Origin of the sequence: Porphyrobacter sp. ULC335 (genome assembly GCF_025917005.1) — a bacterium.
Classification (GTDB): Bacteria; Pseudomonadota; Alphaproteobacteria; order Sphingomonadales; family Sphingomonadaceae; genus Erythrobacter.
In genome coordinates this window covers 1067094-1083556 of record NZ_CP078091.1, presented here as the reverse complement: position 1 = coordinate 1083556, position 16463 = coordinate 1067094, and the positions used below count along the sequence as shown (strand labels likewise).

General features: G+C 67.6%; 17 protein-coding genes. 9 read left to right on the top strand and 8 right to left on the bottom strand.

All coding sequences use genetic code 11. The features are described from left to right. Genes KVF90_RS05320 through flgB form a run of 4 tightly spaced genes read right to left on the bottom strand, consistent with a single transcriptional unit; the run spans position 1 to position 1945 of the window. On the bottom strand, positions 1-816 hold the full coding sequence (locus KVF90_RS05320) for a flagellar hook basal-body protein (protein WP_264393812.1): 816 nt from the start codon (positions 814-816) through the stop codon (positions 1-3). Positions 817-847: 31 nt separating this feature from the next. Next, positions 848-1177, bottom strand: coding sequence for a flagellar hook assembly protein FlgD (locus tag KVF90_RS05315; protein ID WP_264393811.1), 330 nt, complete (start codon positions 1175-1177; stop codon positions 848-850). Next, positions 1177-1587 (bottom strand): flagellar basal body rod protein FlgC, encoded by a 411-nt coding sequence (gene flgC, locus KVF90_RS05310; protein ID WP_264393810.1) that lies wholly within the window; start codon positions 1585-1587, stop codon positions 1177-1179. Before flgC ends, KVF90_RS05315 begins: the two co-directional genes overlap by 1 nt. A gap of 4 nt (positions 1588-1591) precedes the next feature. Beyond that, a complete protein-coding gene (gene flgB / locus KVF90_RS05305; RefSeq protein WP_264393809.1) occupies positions 1592-1945 on the bottom strand; it encodes a flagellar basal body rod protein FlgB in 354 nt (117 codons plus the stop codon). 219 nt (positions 1946-2164) lie between these two features. On the opposite strand from flgB, the gene KVF90_RS05300 reads away from it, so the two are divergent. Further along, positions 2165-2842, top strand: a complete 678-nt coding sequence (locus tag KVF90_RS05300) for a MotA/TolQ/ExbB proton channel family protein (protein WP_264393808.1) — start codon at positions 2165-2167, stop codon at positions 2840-2842. After that, positions 2839-3327, top strand: a complete 489-nt coding sequence (locus KVF90_RS05295) for a hypothetical protein (RefSeq protein ID WP_264393807.1) — start codon at positions 2839-2841, stop codon at positions 3325-3327. The genes KVF90_RS05300 and KVF90_RS05295 overlap by 4 nt, the downstream gene beginning before the upstream one ends. 21 nt (positions 3328-3348) lie before the next feature. Here KVF90_RS05295 and KVF90_RS05290 read toward each other — a convergent pair whose 3' ends face one another. After that, positions 3349-4419: a GGDEF domain-containing protein gene (locus tag KVF90_RS05290; RefSeq protein ID WP_264393806.1), complete on the bottom strand. Its 1071-nt coding sequence runs from the start codon at positions 4417-4419 to the stop codon at positions 3349-3351. A 164-nt stretch (positions 4420-4583) separates the two neighbouring features. Between KVF90_RS05290 and KVF90_RS05285 the strand changes: the two genes are divergently transcribed. The 6 genes from KVF90_RS05285 (at position 4584) to KVF90_RS05260 (ending at position 9856) form a co-directional block, all read left to right on the top strand. Then, positions 4584-5120, top strand: a complete 537-nt coding sequence (locus KVF90_RS05285) for a flagella basal body P-ring formation protein FlgA (protein ID WP_264393805.1) — start codon at positions 4584-4586, stop codon at positions 5118-5120. Positions 5121-5194: 74 nt separating this feature from the next. Next, a complete protein-coding gene (locus tag KVF90_RS05280; protein WP_264393804.1) occupies positions 5195-5503 on the top strand; it encodes a flagellar biosynthesis anti-sigma factor FlgM in 309 nt (102 codons plus the stop codon). A 4-nt stretch (positions 5504-5507) separates the two neighbouring features. Further along, positions 5508-5870, top strand: coding sequence for a flagellar protein FlgN (locus KVF90_RS05275; RefSeq protein WP_264393803.1), 363 nt, complete (start codon positions 5508-5510; stop codon positions 5868-5870). Positions 5871-5976: 106 nt separating this feature from the next. Then, entirely contained in the window at positions 5977-7005 is a 1029-nt protein-coding gene (locus tag KVF90_RS05270; protein WP_264393802.1) for a transglycosylase SLT domain-containing protein, read from the top strand. Between the two features lie 95 nt (positions 7006-7100). Further along, positions 7101-9122: a flagellar biosynthesis protein FlhA gene (locus KVF90_RS05265; RefSeq protein ID WP_264394685.1), complete on the top strand. Its 2022-nt coding sequence runs from the start codon at positions 7101-7103 to the stop codon at positions 9120-9122. Next, positions 9119-9856: a sigma-70 family RNA polymerase sigma factor gene (locus KVF90_RS05260; RefSeq protein ID WP_264393801.1), complete on the top strand. Its 738-nt coding sequence runs from the start codon at positions 9119-9121 to the stop codon at positions 9854-9856. The genes KVF90_RS05265 and KVF90_RS05260 overlap by 4 nt, the downstream gene beginning before the upstream one ends. Here KVF90_RS05260 and KVF90_RS05255 read toward each other — a convergent pair. After that, positions 9853-12636 (bottom strand): DUF3857 domain-containing protein, encoded by a 2784-nt coding sequence (locus tag KVF90_RS05255; protein WP_264393800.1) that lies wholly within the window; start codon positions 12634-12636, stop codon positions 9853-9855. The two genes, KVF90_RS05260 and KVF90_RS05255, sit on opposite strands and share 4 nt — an antisense overlap. 117 nt (positions 12637-12753) lie before the next feature. Between KVF90_RS05255 and KVF90_RS05250 the strand changes: the two genes are divergently transcribed. Beyond that, a complete protein-coding gene (locus KVF90_RS05250; RefSeq protein ID WP_264393799.1) occupies positions 12754-13716 on the top strand; it encodes a bile acid:sodium symporter family protein in 963 nt (320 codons plus the stop codon). A gap of 91 nt (positions 13717-13807) precedes the next feature. On the opposite strand, the gene KVF90_RS05245 is transcribed toward KVF90_RS05250, so the two are convergent. Both KVF90_RS05245 and KVF90_RS05240 read right to left on the bottom strand, forming a co-directional pair. Next, positions 13808-15094: an acyl-CoA dehydrogenase family protein gene (locus tag KVF90_RS05245; protein ID WP_264393798.1), complete on the bottom strand. Its 1287-nt coding sequence runs from the start codon at positions 15092-15094 to the stop codon at positions 13808-13810. Further along, positions 15094-16461, bottom strand: a complete 1368-nt coding sequence (locus KVF90_RS05240) for a phosphotransferase family protein (RefSeq protein WP_264393797.1) — start codon at positions 16459-16461, stop codon at positions 15094-15096. Before KVF90_RS05240 ends, KVF90_RS05245 begins: the two co-directional genes overlap by 1 nt. Positions 16462-16463: the final 2 nt, after the last annotated feature.

The window sequence follows — 16463 nt, the reverse complement described above, 5'->3', positions numbered from 1 at the left end:
TTACTGCTGGCGCAGGTTGATGACGGTGGTCGAAATCTGCGTCGCGGTGTCGATGGCGCGGGCATTGGCCTGGAAATTGCGCTGTGCGGTCAGCAGCGAAACCATCTCCTCGGCCAGATCGACGTTCGACCGTTCAAGCGCGCCGCTGATCATCTCGCCATAGGAACCGATGCCCGGATTGCCGAACACCGCCGCGCCGGAATCGCCGGTCGCCTGGAACTTGGTCTGGCCGATGGTGCGCAGGCCATTCGGCGCGGGGAAGGTCGCCAGCGCCACCTGACCGACCGGCTGGGTGGTGCCGTCCGAATAGGCGGCGGTCACGATCCCGCGCACATTGATGGTGACATTGGCAAGCGTCGCACCGGCCCCGTTGGTCACCGGGACGGCGACATCGCCGGGGACGGTCGACGTCGGGTTGCCCGCCGCATCAACCGGGAAGGCCTGCAGGCGGTTGCCCCACGCATCTTCCACATCGCCGCCCGCGGTCAGGCGGAAATTGCCGTTGCGGCTATAGGACACGTCGGTCGAGAAGGGGTTGGACAGCGCGAAGAAGCCGTCGCCGTCAATCGCAATGTCAAGGCTGCGGCCAGTCTGTTCAAGCGGGCCGAGCACGAAATCCTGCGTGATCCCGGCAATGGTCGCGCCGATGCCGGGGCTGCGGCGCGGATCGGTCGCGGAACCGGTGGCGACCAGATCGGCGAACTGCACCGAGCTTTTCTTGAAGCCCACGGTTTCGGCGTTGGCGATGTTGTTGGCGATGACGCGCAGATCGGTCTCGGCGTTCTTGAGGCCGGACAGGGAGGTGAAGAAAGACATGGCTGTGTGATCCTCTTGGCTGAGAGTGGGGTCAGGGTTTCGGAGTGGTGGCGGGAGGCCGCAAGGCAGCCTCTTGCGCCGCGATCAGGCGGTCGAGCTTGGTGGAGATTTCTTCCAGCGTCGCGCCGCTTTCGGTGGTCGCGGCCAGTGCGGAAAACTGCGCCATCTGCGCCAGCATCGCCTCGTTATCGGTCGGCTTGAGCGGGTCCTGAAAGGTCAGCTGCGTGGTCAGCAGCTTGAGGAAGTCACCGCCGTCGAGCGAGCCGAGACCGCCGCCCTTGAGCTGCGAGGGCTTGTTGAGGCGATCCAGCGTCGCCTGCGCGGCGGGGGCAAGACTGGTGGTGGTCGTGGTGGTGGTCATCACTGGCTCCTCAGGGTTTCGAGCATCAGTTGCTTGGCGGTCTGGAGCGCCTGCACCAGGTTCTGGTACTGGCGGGCGGATTCCATGATCTCGACCATCTCGGCGGTCTCATCGACGGGGGCTTCGAACACGTAGCCCTCGGCATCGGCGAGCGGGTGGGAGGGATCATGGCGCTTGGTGGGCGCGGTTTCGGCGCGCACCAGCCCGCCGCTCGTCACCCCGGCAAGGCCCGAGGCACGGTCAAGCTCCACCGCAAACACCGCGCGGATCGGGCGATAGGCGCCTTCTTCGGTACTGGAGACGGAGCCAGCATTGGCGAGGTTCGATGTCGCCGCGTTCATCCGCACCATCTGCGCACTCATCGCGCGGGTGGTCATGGAGAACAGCGTCATGGGGGTGCGATCGGGCATCGGCCTACTCGCCCTTCAGCGCGCGGGTGATGGTGTTGACCTTGCCCTGCACGAAGCTGAGCGTTGCCGAGTACGCCACGGCGTTTTCGGCAAAGGCGACCTGTTCGCGGTTCAACTCGACCGTGTTGCCGTCCAGCGATGGCATGGTCGGGTTGCGCCACACCATTCCGGCTTCCGGGTTGGCGGTGGTCGCGCCGTTCGCCCGCGCCATCCGGGCATCAAGCGCGGCGTTGAAATCGATGTCGCGCGCCTTGTAGCCGGGGGTCGCCGCATTGGCGATGTTCGACGCGATCACGCCCATGCGTTCCGAACGCAGGGTCAGCGCGGCGCCGTGGATACCGAAAAGTCGCTCGTTCACGTGACGGGCCTCCTGATGCTGCGGGCGAGCCCGCGGGTCGCAGCCCAATCAGCAGGAAGCGTGCCAAACCTGCGCGTTACGGCGCGCGGCGCGGCGGCGCTCACGCAGGGCGGCAGGCCTTTGCCGCTTCGGGGCAAGCCGCTGCCGCTGCAGGACACCGGCTTAATCCGATGATCCCTTCGCCGTTCTGGGAACGTCTCCATCAGAAAGGGAACGCCGATGCCGCCCGCCATTTCAACGCTGTTCGATCCCGGCGCTCTGGCGATCGTTGTCGCTGGCACGGTGCTCGCCACGGTCGCGCGCTGCGGCTGGCGCGATTTCGGGTCGGCACTGCGATCGGCCGCGGGACTGACGCGGCGCGGCTTTCATATTGAGGCCAACCGCAAGGCGCTGGCGCTGGCGGCGGGCGCGATCCAGCGCGATGGCGCTCACCGCGCCGATCCCGCCCTGCCGCCGGACCGCGCGCTCGGCCTGATGCTCGAAACCTATCTGCGCCACGGCGCGCTTGATGCGCTCGGCCATATGCGCCGCGCCGAACGCGCGCTTGACGAAGCGCGGCGGGTCAATGCCGCGCAGGTGTTCGGCTGGGCGGGCGAACTTGCCCCGGTGTTCGGGCTGATCGGCACGCTCTATGGCCTCACCCAGCTCGCCCCGGCCGGTGGCGGAGCAGACGCGGCCGCGACAATCATGGGCGCCGTCTCCACCGCGGTGCTGACCTCGCTTTACGGCGCGCTGATCGCGCACCTCGTCTGCTTCCCGCTGGCAAGCGCGATCGAGCGGCGCGGGGTCTCCGAAGAGCGCGACCGTGAGGCGCTGGCCGAATGGTTCGTCGCGCAGATTGGCGGAACCGAAGCCGCCGCACGGGCCCGCCGCGCGCACTTGCGAGGCGTTGCATGACGCACGCCGCCTCGAACCCACCCGGCGGGCAAGCGCGCGCTGGCCATGGCTGGCAACTGATCCTGGCCGACCTTGCGCTGATCCTGTTCCTGCTGACCCTTTCCGCACTCCCCGCTGCCGAGGCCGAGTCCGGTGAACGGCTTGCCGATACCGACGCGCGCGAGAAGGAGGCACAAGGTGCCCTGATGCCCGAGGTCGCGCCTGCGCTGGCGCTGTTCCGGCCTGTTGCTGGCGGCCCGAGCCTTGGCGCATGGCTGGCCCAGCAGGCCCCCGATCCGCGCGCGACGCTGACAGTCTTCGTCACCTATACCAAAGGCGGTGAACCCGCCGCCTGGCGCCGCGCGCAGGCGCTGGCGGACGAAGCGCGGGCGAGCGGCACGCGGGTGCGCACGATCATCACGGCGGGGGCAGAAGCGGATGTCTATGCCAGCCTCGCCTATGACGAGCGGCTGGCGGAGACCGGGGGCAGCGACCGCGCCTCCTGATCCAGCGGCGCGGTGGGCGTTTCAGTCCAGCTCCACCCGGTTTCGGCCCTGCTGCTTGGCGCGGTAAAGCGCCGCATCCGCCCGGGCGAGCGCGCCGCGGGTATCGGCATCCTCGGTCACTTCAGCGACCCCCGCGGAAAAGGTGATCTTGCCGAATGGCTGGCCGGTGTCGCGGTTCATCAGCATCCGCGCGGCCTGGGCGCGGCGGATCGCGTCAAGCCGACCTTTCGCTGCCTCCTTGCCGAACCCGTAGAACAGCAGCACGAATTCCTCGCCGCCATGGCGCGCGACGAAGCAGGCATCGCCCGCCGCCTCGCTGAGGCTGGCCGCCAGCGCGCACAGCACCCGGTCGCCTGCGGCATGGCCGTGACGGTCGTTGACCTGCTTGAAGTGATCGACATCGCAAAAGGCAAGGGCGAGCGGTTCGCCCTTGGCGCGGGCCTCCATCGTGGCGGAAACCAGCCGCCGTTCAAAAGCACGGCGGTTGGGCAGACGGGTGAGGTGATCGACATCCGCCTCAGTCCGCGCCTTGGCGAGGTTTTCGCGCAGTCGCTCGGTCTCGGCCTCGCTGCGGGCCATCGCCGCTTCGACCTGTTCGATCCGGTCGAGCATCGCGCGCGACAGATCGAGCACCTGTGCCAGCCCCTCGGGCCCGGCCAGCGTTTCAAGCTGCACGCCGATTGCGCCGCGGTGGTCGCTGGTCTCGTTCTGCGCCGCGCGGGCGGTCTGTGCGAAGCGCATCAGTGCATATTCAAGCTTGTCGGACAGCACCTCCAGCGCGGCAATCCGGCTGTGCCCTTCGGGGTCGAGCCGGGTGAGCGTATCGAGCCAACGCTGGTCGATCGGTTCGCCCGCGACCTCGCGCTGCACCAGTGCGCCCGCCAATTCGGGGTTCGATCCCGACAGCGCACCGCAGATGGTGGCGAGGTTCTGCCCGGTTACGGGAAGGTCATGCCGGGTGACGAAATCGCCGATCTTCTCGAGCAGCACCCGCCGCGCTTCCTGGGCGCGGGTCTCATTGGGATGCAAAGCGGGCGCAGCCTCGACACGGGCGCGGGACGAGCGGGAAAGATATCCGGTGGGGAAATGCATGGGATTGTTCGCGACCATTCTTTTTTGTGGTTCGGTCCGATCTACCAAGGCGTGCTTAAACCCTGCCGCACGCAGAGGCGGGAAAACTGCGTAGCGGGGCGCTTGGCATGGCCCTTGCTGCACTTCCGGCGCGCGACATGCGCTGGAACAAGGACTGCTAACCGATGGACACAACATCATCCTGGCTCGGAGGCTGGCGGCTCAGCCCGCTGGCACTGCCGCTGCTGCTGCCGCTGTGTGATCCCGCTGCCGAGGCGCGCGGCGTGACCGATCCGGCGGCAATCGACCGCGCTGTGGAAGCCTTCACCGGCGCCGCCATCGGCGCCCCCGGCGGCGCGCGCTTGGCGACCGATACGCGGCTCCAGCTCGCCGCCTGCGCCGCGCCGCTCGGCGTCAGCTGGCACACTCCTGCACGTGCAGCGGTGCAGGTTGAATGTGCGGGGCCCGGCGGATGGCGGATCTTCGTTGCCGTCAACGCAGCGCCCGGCTCTCCCAGTGCTGCGAAAGCCGCCCCGGCGGTCAAGCGCGGCGATGCCATCACCGTCCAGGTGCGCGGGCGCGGCTTCAGCGTGCAACAGCCGGGCGAGGCGATGGAAAACGGCGCGGTGGGCGACTGGATCGACGTGCGCACCAGCCGCAAGGCCGAAGCGCTGCGCGCGCGGATCGAACGTCCCGGCCTGGCTGTTATCCCGGCGCGTTGAGGCCGCTTATCACGCCCCCTTAAACCTTTCGCTGCCCCGCCGTTCTCGCTGGCAGGAAGCTTACACGAAGGACCATGTCCATGCCCTCTGTCGAACTGAGCAAATTGCCCGGCGTCAGCGCCCCCCGCGCCGTGACCGCCAGCGACCGCGCGCAGATCGAAGCGCGTCCCCGTGCCGCCGCGCCCGCCAGCCCCGGCGCTGCGCCCGGCATCAGCCTTGAAGTCAGCGGCGCGAGCGAAGCGGCCAGCCCGCCGGTCGATGCCGAGCGCGTCACCCAGATCAAGCAGGCGCTGCGCGACGGCTCCTACCCGCTGGTGCCCGCCAAGATCACCGATGCGATGATCGCCGCGCAGGTCAGCCTGTCGCTGCCCGAACGGAGCTGAACCGATGCCCGAAACCCTGATCCCCGCACACCGCCCCGCAGCCCCGGCACCGGCCAGTCCGCTGGCGGCAGGTCTGCGGCAGATGATTGCCGTTCTCGAACGCGAGCGGCAGGCGCTTGCCGCACTGGATGCCGACGGGCTGATCGGCGCAGCGCACGAAAAGGAAACGCTGTGCGATGCGCTGGCCGAAATCGGCCCCGCGCAGCTCGACGGCGAGACCCGCACCCTTGCCGAGACCGCGCGCCAGTTGAACGAGGTCAACCGCCGGGTGCGCAATCTGCTCGCCGCCAATGTCGCCGCGCGGATCGAGGCGCTGGGCGGCCCGCGCCGTCTGCCGCGCGCAACCTATGCGCCTGCCCGGGCTTAAGTATTCATCCCGATCCGGCTTCGGCCGGTTCTGGCACGCCGTTTGCTCCAACCTCTTCTGACAAAGCGCCGCGCCGTTGCGGTGCTGGCGATCAGGCGGAGGATGCGTGAGCCAATATTCCCCATCACTGGGCCTGCCCGCGGGATCGATCCGCGCAGGGTTTGAAAACGCCGCGCGCTCCCATGCCGCCGCGCGCGCCGCGATGGAGGGCCAGGCCCTTCCCGCTGCCCGCCAGATCGCCGTCTCCGGCGGCCCGGTCGAAGCGGCGATCGCCAATGCAGCGCAAGCCACCAGCGTCGATTTCAACTACCTGCTCGCTCAGGCCGAGGTCGAATCCTCGATGAACCCCGATGCAAAGGCCGCCACTTCCAGCGCGACCGGGCTCTACCAGTTCATCGACAGCACCTGGCTCGATACCGTCAGAAAGCACGGACATCGCTTCGGCCTGGGCAGCGTGGCCGACCAGATTGACGTGACCGCATCGGGCAGCGCCTATGTCGCCGATCCGGGCCAGCGCGAGGCAATCCTTGCCTTGCGCAGCAATCCGCAGGTCGCCTCGCTGATGGCCGCTGGCCTTGCCGAAGATAACCGCGCGCATCTGATGCCGATCCTCGGCCGCCAGCCAAGCCATGGCGAGCTGTATCTTGCCCATTTCCTCGGCGCCGGGGGCGCAGGGCGTTTCCTCAGCGAATTGCAGGCCGATCCCGGCCAGAGCGCCGCCGCCCTGTTCGCCCGCCCCGCCGCCGCCAATCGCGGCATCTTCTACGCCCCCGATGGCTCCCCCCGCAGCCTTGCGCAGGTGATGGACGTGATCGATGGCAAGCTGGACCGCGCGCTTGACCGGGCCAGCGATGGCAGCAGCGCGGCGCGCTTCGCCCGCGCCGATTACGGCAACAGCAACCGCAGCAATGCCGCAGGCTTCACCCCCGCGCCCTACCTTGCCGCCGACGAGGCCGTGTTCGGTCCCGGCCTGACGCCAGCGCTCACGCAGGCTTCGCTTTCCGGGCCCTCGTTCCGTCAATCCCAAAGAGCCCCGATGTCGCAGATCCTCGGCTCAACTTTCGGCACCGATCCTGCCGCTGCCCCGCCCCAAGTGCGCCGCGCCTATGACCGGCTGAAAGCGTTCGGCCTGTGACCCAGACTGTGCTTGCCCCCTCCCTTGCCGCACGCTTCGGCGGAGCGTCCGCCGGGCTAGCCCTGCCGGTCGGGATCTTCGCGCTGCTGGCGCTGATGGTTCTGCCGATCCCGGCGCTGCTGCTCGACATCTTCTTCGTGCTCAACATCGCGATTTCGATTGCGGTGCTGATGGTGGCCTTGAACGCCCGCCGCCCGCTCGACTTCTCCTCTTTTCCCTCCGTGTTGCTGTTCGCGACGCTGTTGCGCCTCGCATTGAACGTCGCCTCGACCCGCGTGGTGCTGGTCCACGGTCACGAGGGCGGGGCTGCGGCAGGCCACGTTATCGAAAGCTTCGCCGCCTTTCTGGTCGGCGGCAATTTCGTGGTCGGGTTGTTCGTTTTCGCAATTCTCATGATCATCAACATGATCGTCGTCACGAAGGGTGCTGGGCGCGTTTCGGAGGTCTCTGCACGCTTCGTGCTCGATGCCTTGCCCGGCAAGCAGATGGCGATCGACGCCGATATCGCCGCAGGCCTCGTCACCGCTGACGAAGCGCGCGACCGTCGCCGCGAGGTTACGGTCGAGGCCGATTTCTACGGTTCGATGGATGGTGCCTCCAAGTTCGTGAAGGGCGATGCGGTTGCCGCGCTGCTGATCCTCGGGGTGAATATTGTCGCCGGTTTCGCCATCGGCATGATCAGCCACGGCCTCTCCGCGACAGAGGCAGGCGAAGTTTATGTCACGCTGGCGGTGGGCGATGCGCTGGTGGCGCAGGTGCCCTCGCTGCTGCTGTCGATCGCTGCCGCTGCGATCGTCACGCGCGTGTCGGACCAACGCGATCTTTCGGGCCAGATCGGCGGCCAGTTCGCCGACCCGCGCGGGTGGCTGCCGGTGGCGCTGATCCTCGGCGCGGTGGGCATAGTCCCCGCCATGCCGCAGACAATCTTCCTGCCCGCCGCCGCCATCGCCGCCGGTCTCTGGTGGCACCTCAAGCAGCGCGCCGCAGCGCCCGCCCCGGTGGTCGAGGTGCAGGAGGATGTCTCGCCCGACACCATCGCGCTGGCCGATGTCGCTGATGCGACGCTGGTCACGATCGAGCTGGGCTATGGCATCGTCGGGCTGGTCGATGCCGCACAGGGCGCACCGCTGATCACCCGCATCACCGGCATCCGCAAGCAGCTTTCCCGCGATCTCGGCTTTGTGCTGCCCCAGTTCCGCATCCGGGATTCGCTCGACATGGCGGCGCAGGATTATGCCGTGCTGATGGGCGGAGTGAGCATTGCGCGCGGCAATGTGCGGCCCGGCAAACTCCTCGCCATTGACGCAGGGGACGTACGCGCCGGCCATGGATTGACCGGCGAGCCGACCCGCGATCCCTCTTTCGATTGCCCCGCCCTGTGGATCGTCCCGTCCGCGCGCGATCATGCCGTGGCGGAGGGCTTCCTGGTGGTCGACCCCGCCTCGGTCATCGCCACCCATGCCAATCAGGCACTACTCGCCGAGGCGCACCAGCTGCTCGGTCCGGACGAGGTGCGCGAGTGGGTGGACGGTCTCAAGGCCCGCGCGCCCGCACTGGTCGAGGCGGTGACGCCCGATCCGCTGCCGCTCGCCGCGCTGACCCGTACCCTGCGCGCGCTGATGGCGGACGGGATCGGGCTCGCCCACCCGCAGCCGCTGTTCACCAGCCTTGCGCTGGCGCTTCAGAAGACCACCGATTTCGATGCAGTGATCGATGCCGTGCGCGCCGATCTGTCGCAGCGATTGGTGGCGCGCATTGCCGCGCCGGGCGAGCCGCTCAAGGTGGTGACGCTCGACGCCGGGCTGGAGAGCGCGATCCTTGGCGGGATGATCGATCCGGCCAATGGCCAACCGCTGATCGAACCCGATTGCGGCGGCATGATCGTGCGCGAGGCCGGGCGGATCGCCGATGCCGAGGGCACCCCGATTGCGCTGATCGTCCAGCCGCCCGCCCGCCGCGCGCTGACCGCACTGCTCAAAACCCGCGCGCCGCGCTGCCTCGTCCTTTCGATTGCGGAGCTGCCCGCGGCGCAGGCGATTGTCGTGGTGGGCGTGATCGGTGCGCCTGAAGAAGCCCCCGCACTCGCCGCGCCGCAGGTTGAAGGACTGGCCGCATGAAGCACGATCACGCCACTTTCAGCGCGCTGGCCCCCTCCTATGCCGCGCCCTACGCCCCCTCCCGCGCCGAGGTGGAGGAGCGCGTCCGCCGGTTCCTGCCGCTGGTGCGCCGCACCGCGTGGCATATCAACGGGCGCGGGCGAGAGGGGCTGGAGATCGAGGATCTGGTACAGGCCGGTATCCTTGCGCTTACCGAATGTGCCCAGCGCCACGCCGGGCCGACCGAGGATGGCTTTGCCGCCTATGCCAAGATCCGGGTGCGCGGCGCGATGCTGGATGAAGTGCGCCGCGTCGCCCATGACAGCCGCACCGCGCGCAGCAAGCGCGCCGGATATGAACGCGCACTCTCCGCTTTGCGCGGATCATTGGGCCGCGAGCCGAGCCGCGCCGAACTCGCCCGCGCGATGGAGGTGAGCGATGCCGATTTGCTCGCCATCGAAGCCTCGGGCGTGAAGCTAACCCCGATCGACGACGCCTATGACGAAACCAGCCTTGCCTTCGCCAGCGACGATCCCGATCCCTTCGAGGCGCTATGCGCCGCAGAGGACCGCGAACGGCTCCTGGAAGCGATGATCGCGCTGCCGGACCGGCTGAAGCTGGTGCTCCAGCTGTTCTTCGTAGAGGAACTGAACCTCACCGAAATCGCCGCCGTGCTCGAAGTCAGCGTGCCGCGCGTCCACCAGCTGCGCGCGAAAGCCCTCAAGGACCTGCGCACGCTGCTGGAGGCCGCCTAGAATGTCAGCCCGAACGCCTTGTAGCTTACCGCCAGTGAAGGCTGCATCCTCAGCGCCAGCGCGATTTCGTCCTTGCCTGACTTGTCGCCCATCTCACGCAGGATGATCCCGCGCAGCAGGCGGGATTCGGCCTGATAGGGCTCCGCCAGCAGCGCCGCATCGATATCCGTCTTGGCCGCCGCAAGGTTGCCGAGCCGGTAATGCGCCATCGCCCGGCTATCGAGCGCGATCGACGAATAGCTGCTCTTCTCGACAGCCTTGGTGCAGGCTTCGAGCCGCGCCTGATCCATCTTCGACCAGATGCCCGCCTGCCAGCACAGGGCATTGAGCAGATCACCATCGGTCGGGCGCTGCGCGATCATCCCGTCGAGCAGATCGATCCCTGCCTCAACCGCGCCCTGCCAGCCGAGTGCGGAGGCCATGACCAGCGCGCCTTCCGAACGCTCCTTGGTCAGCGCGTCGAAATCCTCGGCGAGTGCGACGCCTTCCTCCGCCCGGCCCAGCAGTGCGAGCACGTCGATCTGGTCGGAATAGGTCGAACCATCGGGCTGGAGCGATTCGGCCTCGACCAGATCGGCCAGCGTGCCTTCCAGATCGCCCGTTTCGCGCCGCAGCGCTGCGCGGGCAAGGAACAGATCGCGCGAATCCTCGATGGCCATGGCCGCCTCGACATCCAGAAGCGCGCCGGCGTAATCGAAAATGCCCATGCGGAAATAGGCGCGGTTGACCAGCTGCCACGGCTCGTCCGGCTTGGCATCGGCGATGGCCTTGGCATAGAGCCCTTCAAGCTCGGAAAGGCGCGCGCGGTCCTTGCCGAAATATTGCCACAGCTCGCGCACATCGCCCTTGGACCGCAGCACCGGCAATTGCCGGTCGAACCGGTTGAGTTCGCGCCGGGCGCTGCCGAGGCTCGCTGCGGCAAGCTCCTCCTCGCGGGTGCGCATCGACTGGGTGACGGCAAGGCGGCTACCATCCAGCTTCGCCTCGGCAAGCAATTCCACGCCGCCAATCGTGGCGGACACAGGCGCCGTGCTCCCTTCGAGCGCGACGTTATCCATATCCTCGGGCAGCAGCACTTCGGCGGTGCTGGTGACGTAGGTCGGCCCGGCAAGGCTGAGCGGAATTGCGCGCCAAGCGGCCCGCGCACGGTCGGCCTCGAACCCGACGTCGCGCGCGGCCTGTGCGGGCGGTTCGAACCGGTAGTCCGTGCCGTCACGCGTCCATCCCGTGCCGATGATCCCGCGCGCGGTCAGCACCGCAAGGCCTGCATCGGCATCATAGCGCAGCGTGTGATCGACCAGCTGGTTCTCGCCGATCACCTCCTCGACCGCCGAGCCGACCGAATTCTCGCGCATTTCCTCGTTGCCCTGATCGGCAAGCGTGCGCCACGCCGCCCCGGTGCTGCCGCGGAATTCGATCGTCACGTCATAGATCGCCGGAAGCCTGATCCCGGCGCGCTGATCGAGCGTCAGGCGCACCACGCGGTCGGGCGTTGACTGCATCCGCGTGTCGAACGGGATCAGCCCCGCCCCCTCGTCGCGCAGCGGCAAGCCGTGGAAGAAGCGCGGCACTTCATCAATGGTGTCGGCTCGCACCCCGGCGGTTGTGCCGTCGAGCCAGTAATTCGTGCCGCCGATCATCGCGCGCACGATCACGTGGTCGAAATTGCCCGGCATCGGCGCAAGACCCGGCAAGGCGTCGCCGCCCTCGGTCCGCACCAGCACCGGCTCGGCCTCGATCCCCAGCTCGCGCAGCATCGTGAGCAGCAGCAGCGTCTTGGCCTTGCAATCGCCGAAGCGCTTCGCCCATGTCTCTTCGGGCAGCTGGGGGATGTAATTGCCGCCCGCCATGCCGTTCATCAGATAGCTGACATCATCCTGCACCAGCCGGAGCGCCATCGCCGCGCGGGTCAGCGGGTCCTTGCTCGCCGCCGCGATGCCCGCGATCCGGCCCGCCAGATCACCGCCGGGCGTCACCTGTCCGCTGGTGCCGTAGTGCTTGGCATGATTGCGCGAAACCGCCGCCCAGTCGGCATAGGTCGACACCTGCATCAGCTCGCCCAGCTGGAAGCGCGAGGGCGCATCTTCCGGCACCTCGTCGGCCTCGGCCACGGGCACACTTGCCGACCATGTGAGGAAGCCGTTCTTGGCCACGGGTTCCGCCACCTCGGCCTTGCCGAAGCGCTGGCGGGAGACGGGCATCCCCTCGGGCCAGGACACCGTGACTCGCCCCTGCTGGAGCGGGAAGGGCTTGGCGAACAGCCCCGCCTGCCACTGCACGTTCTCGCCCATCGCCTGATCGCTCGACGTCACCGAATAGCTGAGCCGCAGCACATCGCCGAGCTTGGCGCCCTGCACCGCCAGTGTCGCGGTCAGCGCGCCGTCGACAAGCCGGTTCTCAAGCCCCCGTTCCCGCCGCAGCACTTCGAACTTCGCGCCGTCCTTCAGCACGTCGATCACCGTGCCGCCGCGCCTCAGTTCGACACGGTGGATGATGAGATCGCCCTTGTCCGGCATCCAGCTTGCCGTCAGCGTGCCGAAGCGGGTCAGCGCCTCGGGCGAATCCAGCGCGATGGCGGTATCGGCAAAGGACCACAGCCGCCCGGTCTCGATCCGCGCCTGCTGGTCGAGCAGCACGATGATGGCGTTGGAATCGGCAGGCTTGGGCGCGATTTCGGACACCTCGACCCACCCGGGCACCGCGTCGTAAAGCACCGTCTCGCCCGCATAAGCCGGCACGCTGGCAACCCCTGCGAGCAGCGCGGCGGTAAGGTATCGCATCGAAAAGCTCCCTGTTTTCAGAGCGGAGACTAGCGCGGGGTTGGGATATTGCTAGGGGTCAAATGATCCGGCCGGTTTGCGGACAGGAACCGGGGCGGGGGCCACAGGGGGCAAGCCATGCTGCGCATCATCACCAATAATTTCGCCGTGCTGACGGTGCTGGGCGTGGGTGCGGCGTGGTTCGTACCGGGCGCCTTCACCTGGATGACCGATGGGCGGATCACGCTCGCGGGCCAGCCGCTGCTGAGCCTCGCGCTCGGCGTCATCATGCTGGCGATGGGCCTGACGCTGACCTTCGAAGATTATCGCGGCCTTGCGAAAATGCCGCGTGCGCTGCTGGCGGGGGTCGGGCTGCAATTCGCGGTGATGCCGCTGTCGGGCTTCGCCATTGCCCGCGCCTTGCAGCTGGAGCCGGGGCTGGCGGTGGGCCTGATCCTCGTCGCCTGCTGCCCGGGCGGCACCGCGTCGAACATCGTCACCTATATCGCGCGCGGGCACGTGGCGCTGTCGGTGGCGATGACGATGGCCTCGACCCTCGCGGCGGTGGTGCTGACCCCGCTTCTGACGGGGTGGCTGGCGGGGGCCTATGTCGAGATTGATCGCTGGAACCTGCTCACCAACATGTTCGTGATCGTGCTTCTGCCGGTGGTGCTGGGGACGCTGCTGAACCGGTTGTTCCCGCGCGCAGCGGAGAGGGTGAGCGCGGTGCTGCCGCTGGTGGCGATCGTGCTGGTGATCCTGATCGTGGGCGGGATTGTCGGCGGGGCGAAAGCGCAGATCGCGGAGCACGCGGGCGTGCTGCTGCTGGCGACCTTCCTGCTCCACGCTTCCGGCTTTTCGTTGGGATACGTGCTGGCGCGGGTGCTGGGACTGGGCGAGGTGGAGGCGCGGACCATCAGCATCGAGGTCGGGATGCAGAATTCAGGGCTAGGTTCGGGGTTGGCGAAGACCCCTGCGTTTGCCGCACAGTTCGCCGACATCACGCAAGCCGCCCTCGCCCCGGTGCCAGCCGCGATTTCGGCGGTGTGGCATGTGCTGATCGGCAGCCTGCTGGCGGGATGGTGGCGGCGGCGGGGTTAGCTACCCGTTGTCATTCCCGCGAAAGCGGGAACCCAGAGCGGCCACAGCATGACCTCGCTCCTGGTTCCCCGCTTTCGCGGGGATGACAAGGTTAAGCGAATTGACCCCGCTTCGGCCCCAAATAGCCGAACAGATACGCCCCCACTTTCCGCATCTGGATCTCTTCCGAGCCCTCGGTGATCCGGTAGCGGCGGTGGTGGCGGTAGATGTGCTCGAAGGGCTTGTGGCGCGAATAGCCGATGCCGCCGTGGACCTGCATCGCGCGGTCTGCCGCTTCGCAGACCAGCCGGTTCGCCCAGTAATTGCACATCGAGACCTTGTCGCTGATGGTCCGCTCGATCTGTTCGTGGGGCATATTGTCCATCTCCCACGCGGTCTTGAAGATGAGGAGGCGCAGCATTTCGGCCTGCGTCGCCAGCTCCACCAGCGGGAACTGGATCGCCTGATTGCGGGCCAGCTCCTCGCCAAAGGGCTTGCGCTGACGGGCGTATTTCACGCTTTCATCGATGCAATAGAGCGCCGCACCGCAGCTGCTCGCCGCCTGCCGGATGCGGTTCTGGTGGACGAAGCTCTGCGCCAGCGCGAGGCCGCGGCCTTCCACGCCGAGGATCGCGCTGTCGGGCACCCACACGTTCGTCACGCTGAGGCGCGGGTGATCGGTGGGCATGTTGAAGGTCCACATCCACTCCTCGATCTTGAGGCCCTCGGTGGGGTTGGGGACGAGGAAGCAGGTGATCCCGCTCGCATCTCCCGCCTTGCCCGCCGTGCGCGCGAACATCGCGCAGTGGGTGGCGACGTGCATGCCGGTGATCCACATCTTCTCGCCATCGATCCGCCAGCCATCGACCCCGTCACGGGTCTCGCGCACCGCGGCGGTTTCCATGTGGGTGGCGTCCGATCCGTGGTCGGGTTCGGTCAGGCCGAAGGCGACGCGGCGGGTGCGCTCGAACCCGCCGAGAATGAATTCCTGCTTCTGCTCCTCGGTCCCCCACTGGTCGAACATCGCGACGAAGGGGAAGTTGCCGACGATGGAGTGTTCGTTCTGCAAATCGTTATGCAGCCCGAGGCCTTGGCGCGCGAAATGCTCGCGGATCACCGCCATCCACAGGTTGCTGCCGTCCTTGCCGCCGTAGCGTTTCGGCGCGGAGAAGCGCCAATGGCCCGCCTTGTCCGAGCGGCGGGTGCCTTCCTTGAGCAGTTCCTCCCACTCGTGCCGGGGCAACCCGCCCGCCTCGAAGTCCGTGCGCGCATATTCGCGGCGGTGGTCGAAGAAGCGGATGTTGTCGTCCTGCTGCTCCAAGGGCTTGATCTCGGCGGCGATGAAGGCGTCGAGTTCGTCGAGATAGGCTTGCAGGTCGGCGGGGATGGCGAAGTCCATTAGGCTTGCTCCGTTCTCTTGTCCGGGGTCGGCCACTTCTCCCGTACGATCTGGAGGGCCGGGTATTTGGGGGAATCGTCCTGCACCTTCTCGAGGATCGCAGAGCGCAGATCGTGGAGCAGGCCGTGGGTTTGCAGGGTCATCTCGCCTGACAGGATCAGGCCTGCGAAATGGCTGTTGTCGCACAGCTCCGCATCGGAGGTGGAGGACCGTGCGATGATGCCCAAGGCGTTGCGGGCAACCGCCAGCTGAAATCGGTCGTGCCCGTCCAGCTTGTCTTTGATGGTCGCAAGCCACTCGGAAACTGCGACGGCAATGTCGGCGATTTTCGCCTCACCGGTTGGCCGCACGAGCGCACGCGTACTGAAAAGGTCCTGGTCCTTGTCCTGTTGCGGCGCATCCTCTTCCAGCAGCAACAGAAGATCGAGTTCCTGCTCGCTCGTCCGGCGCGAGATCACCACGCGCTCCAGCATCCGGTCTGCGCCCGAGCGCCATTGCGCCGCCATCTTGAGGCAGCCCAGCGCCCACCACACGGTGCGGTAAATCGTCCAGAAGCGGAAGCGCGCTGGGTCGACCGTGACGCCAGCCTCGGCCTCATAGGCGGCGATGTAGTCCTCGATTGAGCCCAGCCCCAGCGCTGGGCGGTCGTAACGGTGGAAGCGCCACACGGCCATGCAGCCGAAGGCCAAGTCCTCGTGGCGGTCGCCGAAATGGGCGATTTCCCAGTCGAGCACGCCGGTGAGGGTCGAGCCTTCGACCAGCAGATTGCCCATCCGGTAGTCGCCGTGGTTGAGGACTGGCTCGACCTCGGCGGGGGAGTTGTCCTCCAGCCACTTCAGCCCCAGCGCGATGATCGGGCGATCCCCGCCGGCGTCCATGAACTGCGCTTTGAGGTCGGCAATGGCCGCGCGGTATTCCATCACCGGCACGCCCGCGGGCACATCGCCCTGTCGCAAGCGGTGAATCCGCGCCAAGTCCCGCGCCGCCTCGCGCAGCAGCCCGTCGGGATCGTCGCATCCCAGAATGACCTTGGGATCAGCCGTCCCCGGCAGCGCGCGCATAACGAAGCCCGAGCCCAGCCCGTCCGCCTCCTCCAGCACCGCCACCACTTCGGGCGCGGTCACGCCCTTGGCGCGCGCCGCCTCAATCAGCGCGGCCTCGGTGGAATGCCCGTAAGGCCGCCCCTCCATGAAGGCGAGGCTCGGCGCGCGGCGCAGCACATAGACATCGCCGCCAACACCGAACCGCCAGCTCTCCATTACTGCGCCGCCCGTCAGGCGCTGCGGCGCCAACGACAAAGCGCCGAGGCCGACGCGGGCACATACCCGCGCCAGCCCGGCGCTCAGTTCTTCAACCGAAATGCCCACGC

Bases quoted from the DNA above. Each gene is read 5' to 3' on its own strand.
- KVF90_RS05320 (WP_264393812.1), bottom strand. From the start codon at position 816: ATGTCTTTCTTCACCTCCCTGTCCGGCCTCAAGAACGCCGAGACCGAT.
- KVF90_RS05315 (WP_264393811.1), bottom strand. From the start codon at position 1,177: ATGACCACCACCACGACCACCACCAGTCTTGCCCCCGCCGCGCAGGCG.
- flgC (WP_264393810.1), bottom strand. From the start codon at position 1,587: ATGCCCGATCGCACCCCCATGACGCTGTTCTCCATGACCACCCGCGCG.
- KVF90_RS05300 (WP_264393808.1), top strand. From the start codon at position 2,165: ATGCCGCCCGCCATTTCAACGCTGTTCGATCCCGGCGCTCTGGCGATC.
- KVF90_RS05295 (WP_264393807.1), top strand. From the start codon at position 2,839: ATGACGCACGCCGCCTCGAACCCACCCGGCGGGCAAGCGCGCGCTGGC.
- KVF90_RS05290 (WP_264393806.1), bottom strand. From the start codon at position 4,419: ATGCATTTCCCCACCGGATATCTTTCCCGCTCGTCCCGCGCCCGTGTC.
- KVF90_RS05285 (WP_264393805.1), top strand. From the start codon at position 4,584: ATGGACACAACATCATCCTGGCTCGGAGGCTGGCGGCTCAGCCCGCTG.
- KVF90_RS05280 (WP_264393804.1), top strand. From the start codon at position 5,195: ATGTCCATGCCCTCTGTCGAACTGAGCAAATTGCCCGGCGTCAGCGCC.
- KVF90_RS05275 (WP_264393803.1), top strand. From the start codon at position 5,508: ATGCCCGAAACCCTGATCCCCGCACACCGCCCCGCAGCCCCGGCACCG.
- KVF90_RS05265 (WP_264394685.1), top strand. From the start codon at position 7,101: ATGGTTCTGCCGATCCCGGCGCTGCTGCTCGACATCTTCTTCGTGCTC.
- KVF90_RS05260 (WP_264393801.1), top strand. From the start codon at position 9,119: ATGAAGCACGATCACGCCACTTTCAGCGCGCTGGCCCCCTCCTATGCC.
- KVF90_RS05255 (WP_264393800.1), bottom strand. From the start codon at position 12,636: ATGCGATACCTTACCGCCGCGCTGCTCGCAGGGGTTGCCAGCGTGCCG.
- KVF90_RS05250 (WP_264393799.1), top strand. From the start codon at position 12,754: ATGCTGCGCATCATCACCAATAATTTCGCCGTGCTGACGGTGCTGGGC.
- KVF90_RS05245 (WP_264393798.1), bottom strand. From the start codon at position 15,094: ATGGACTTCGCCATCCCCGCCGACCTGCAAGCCTATCTCGACGAACTC.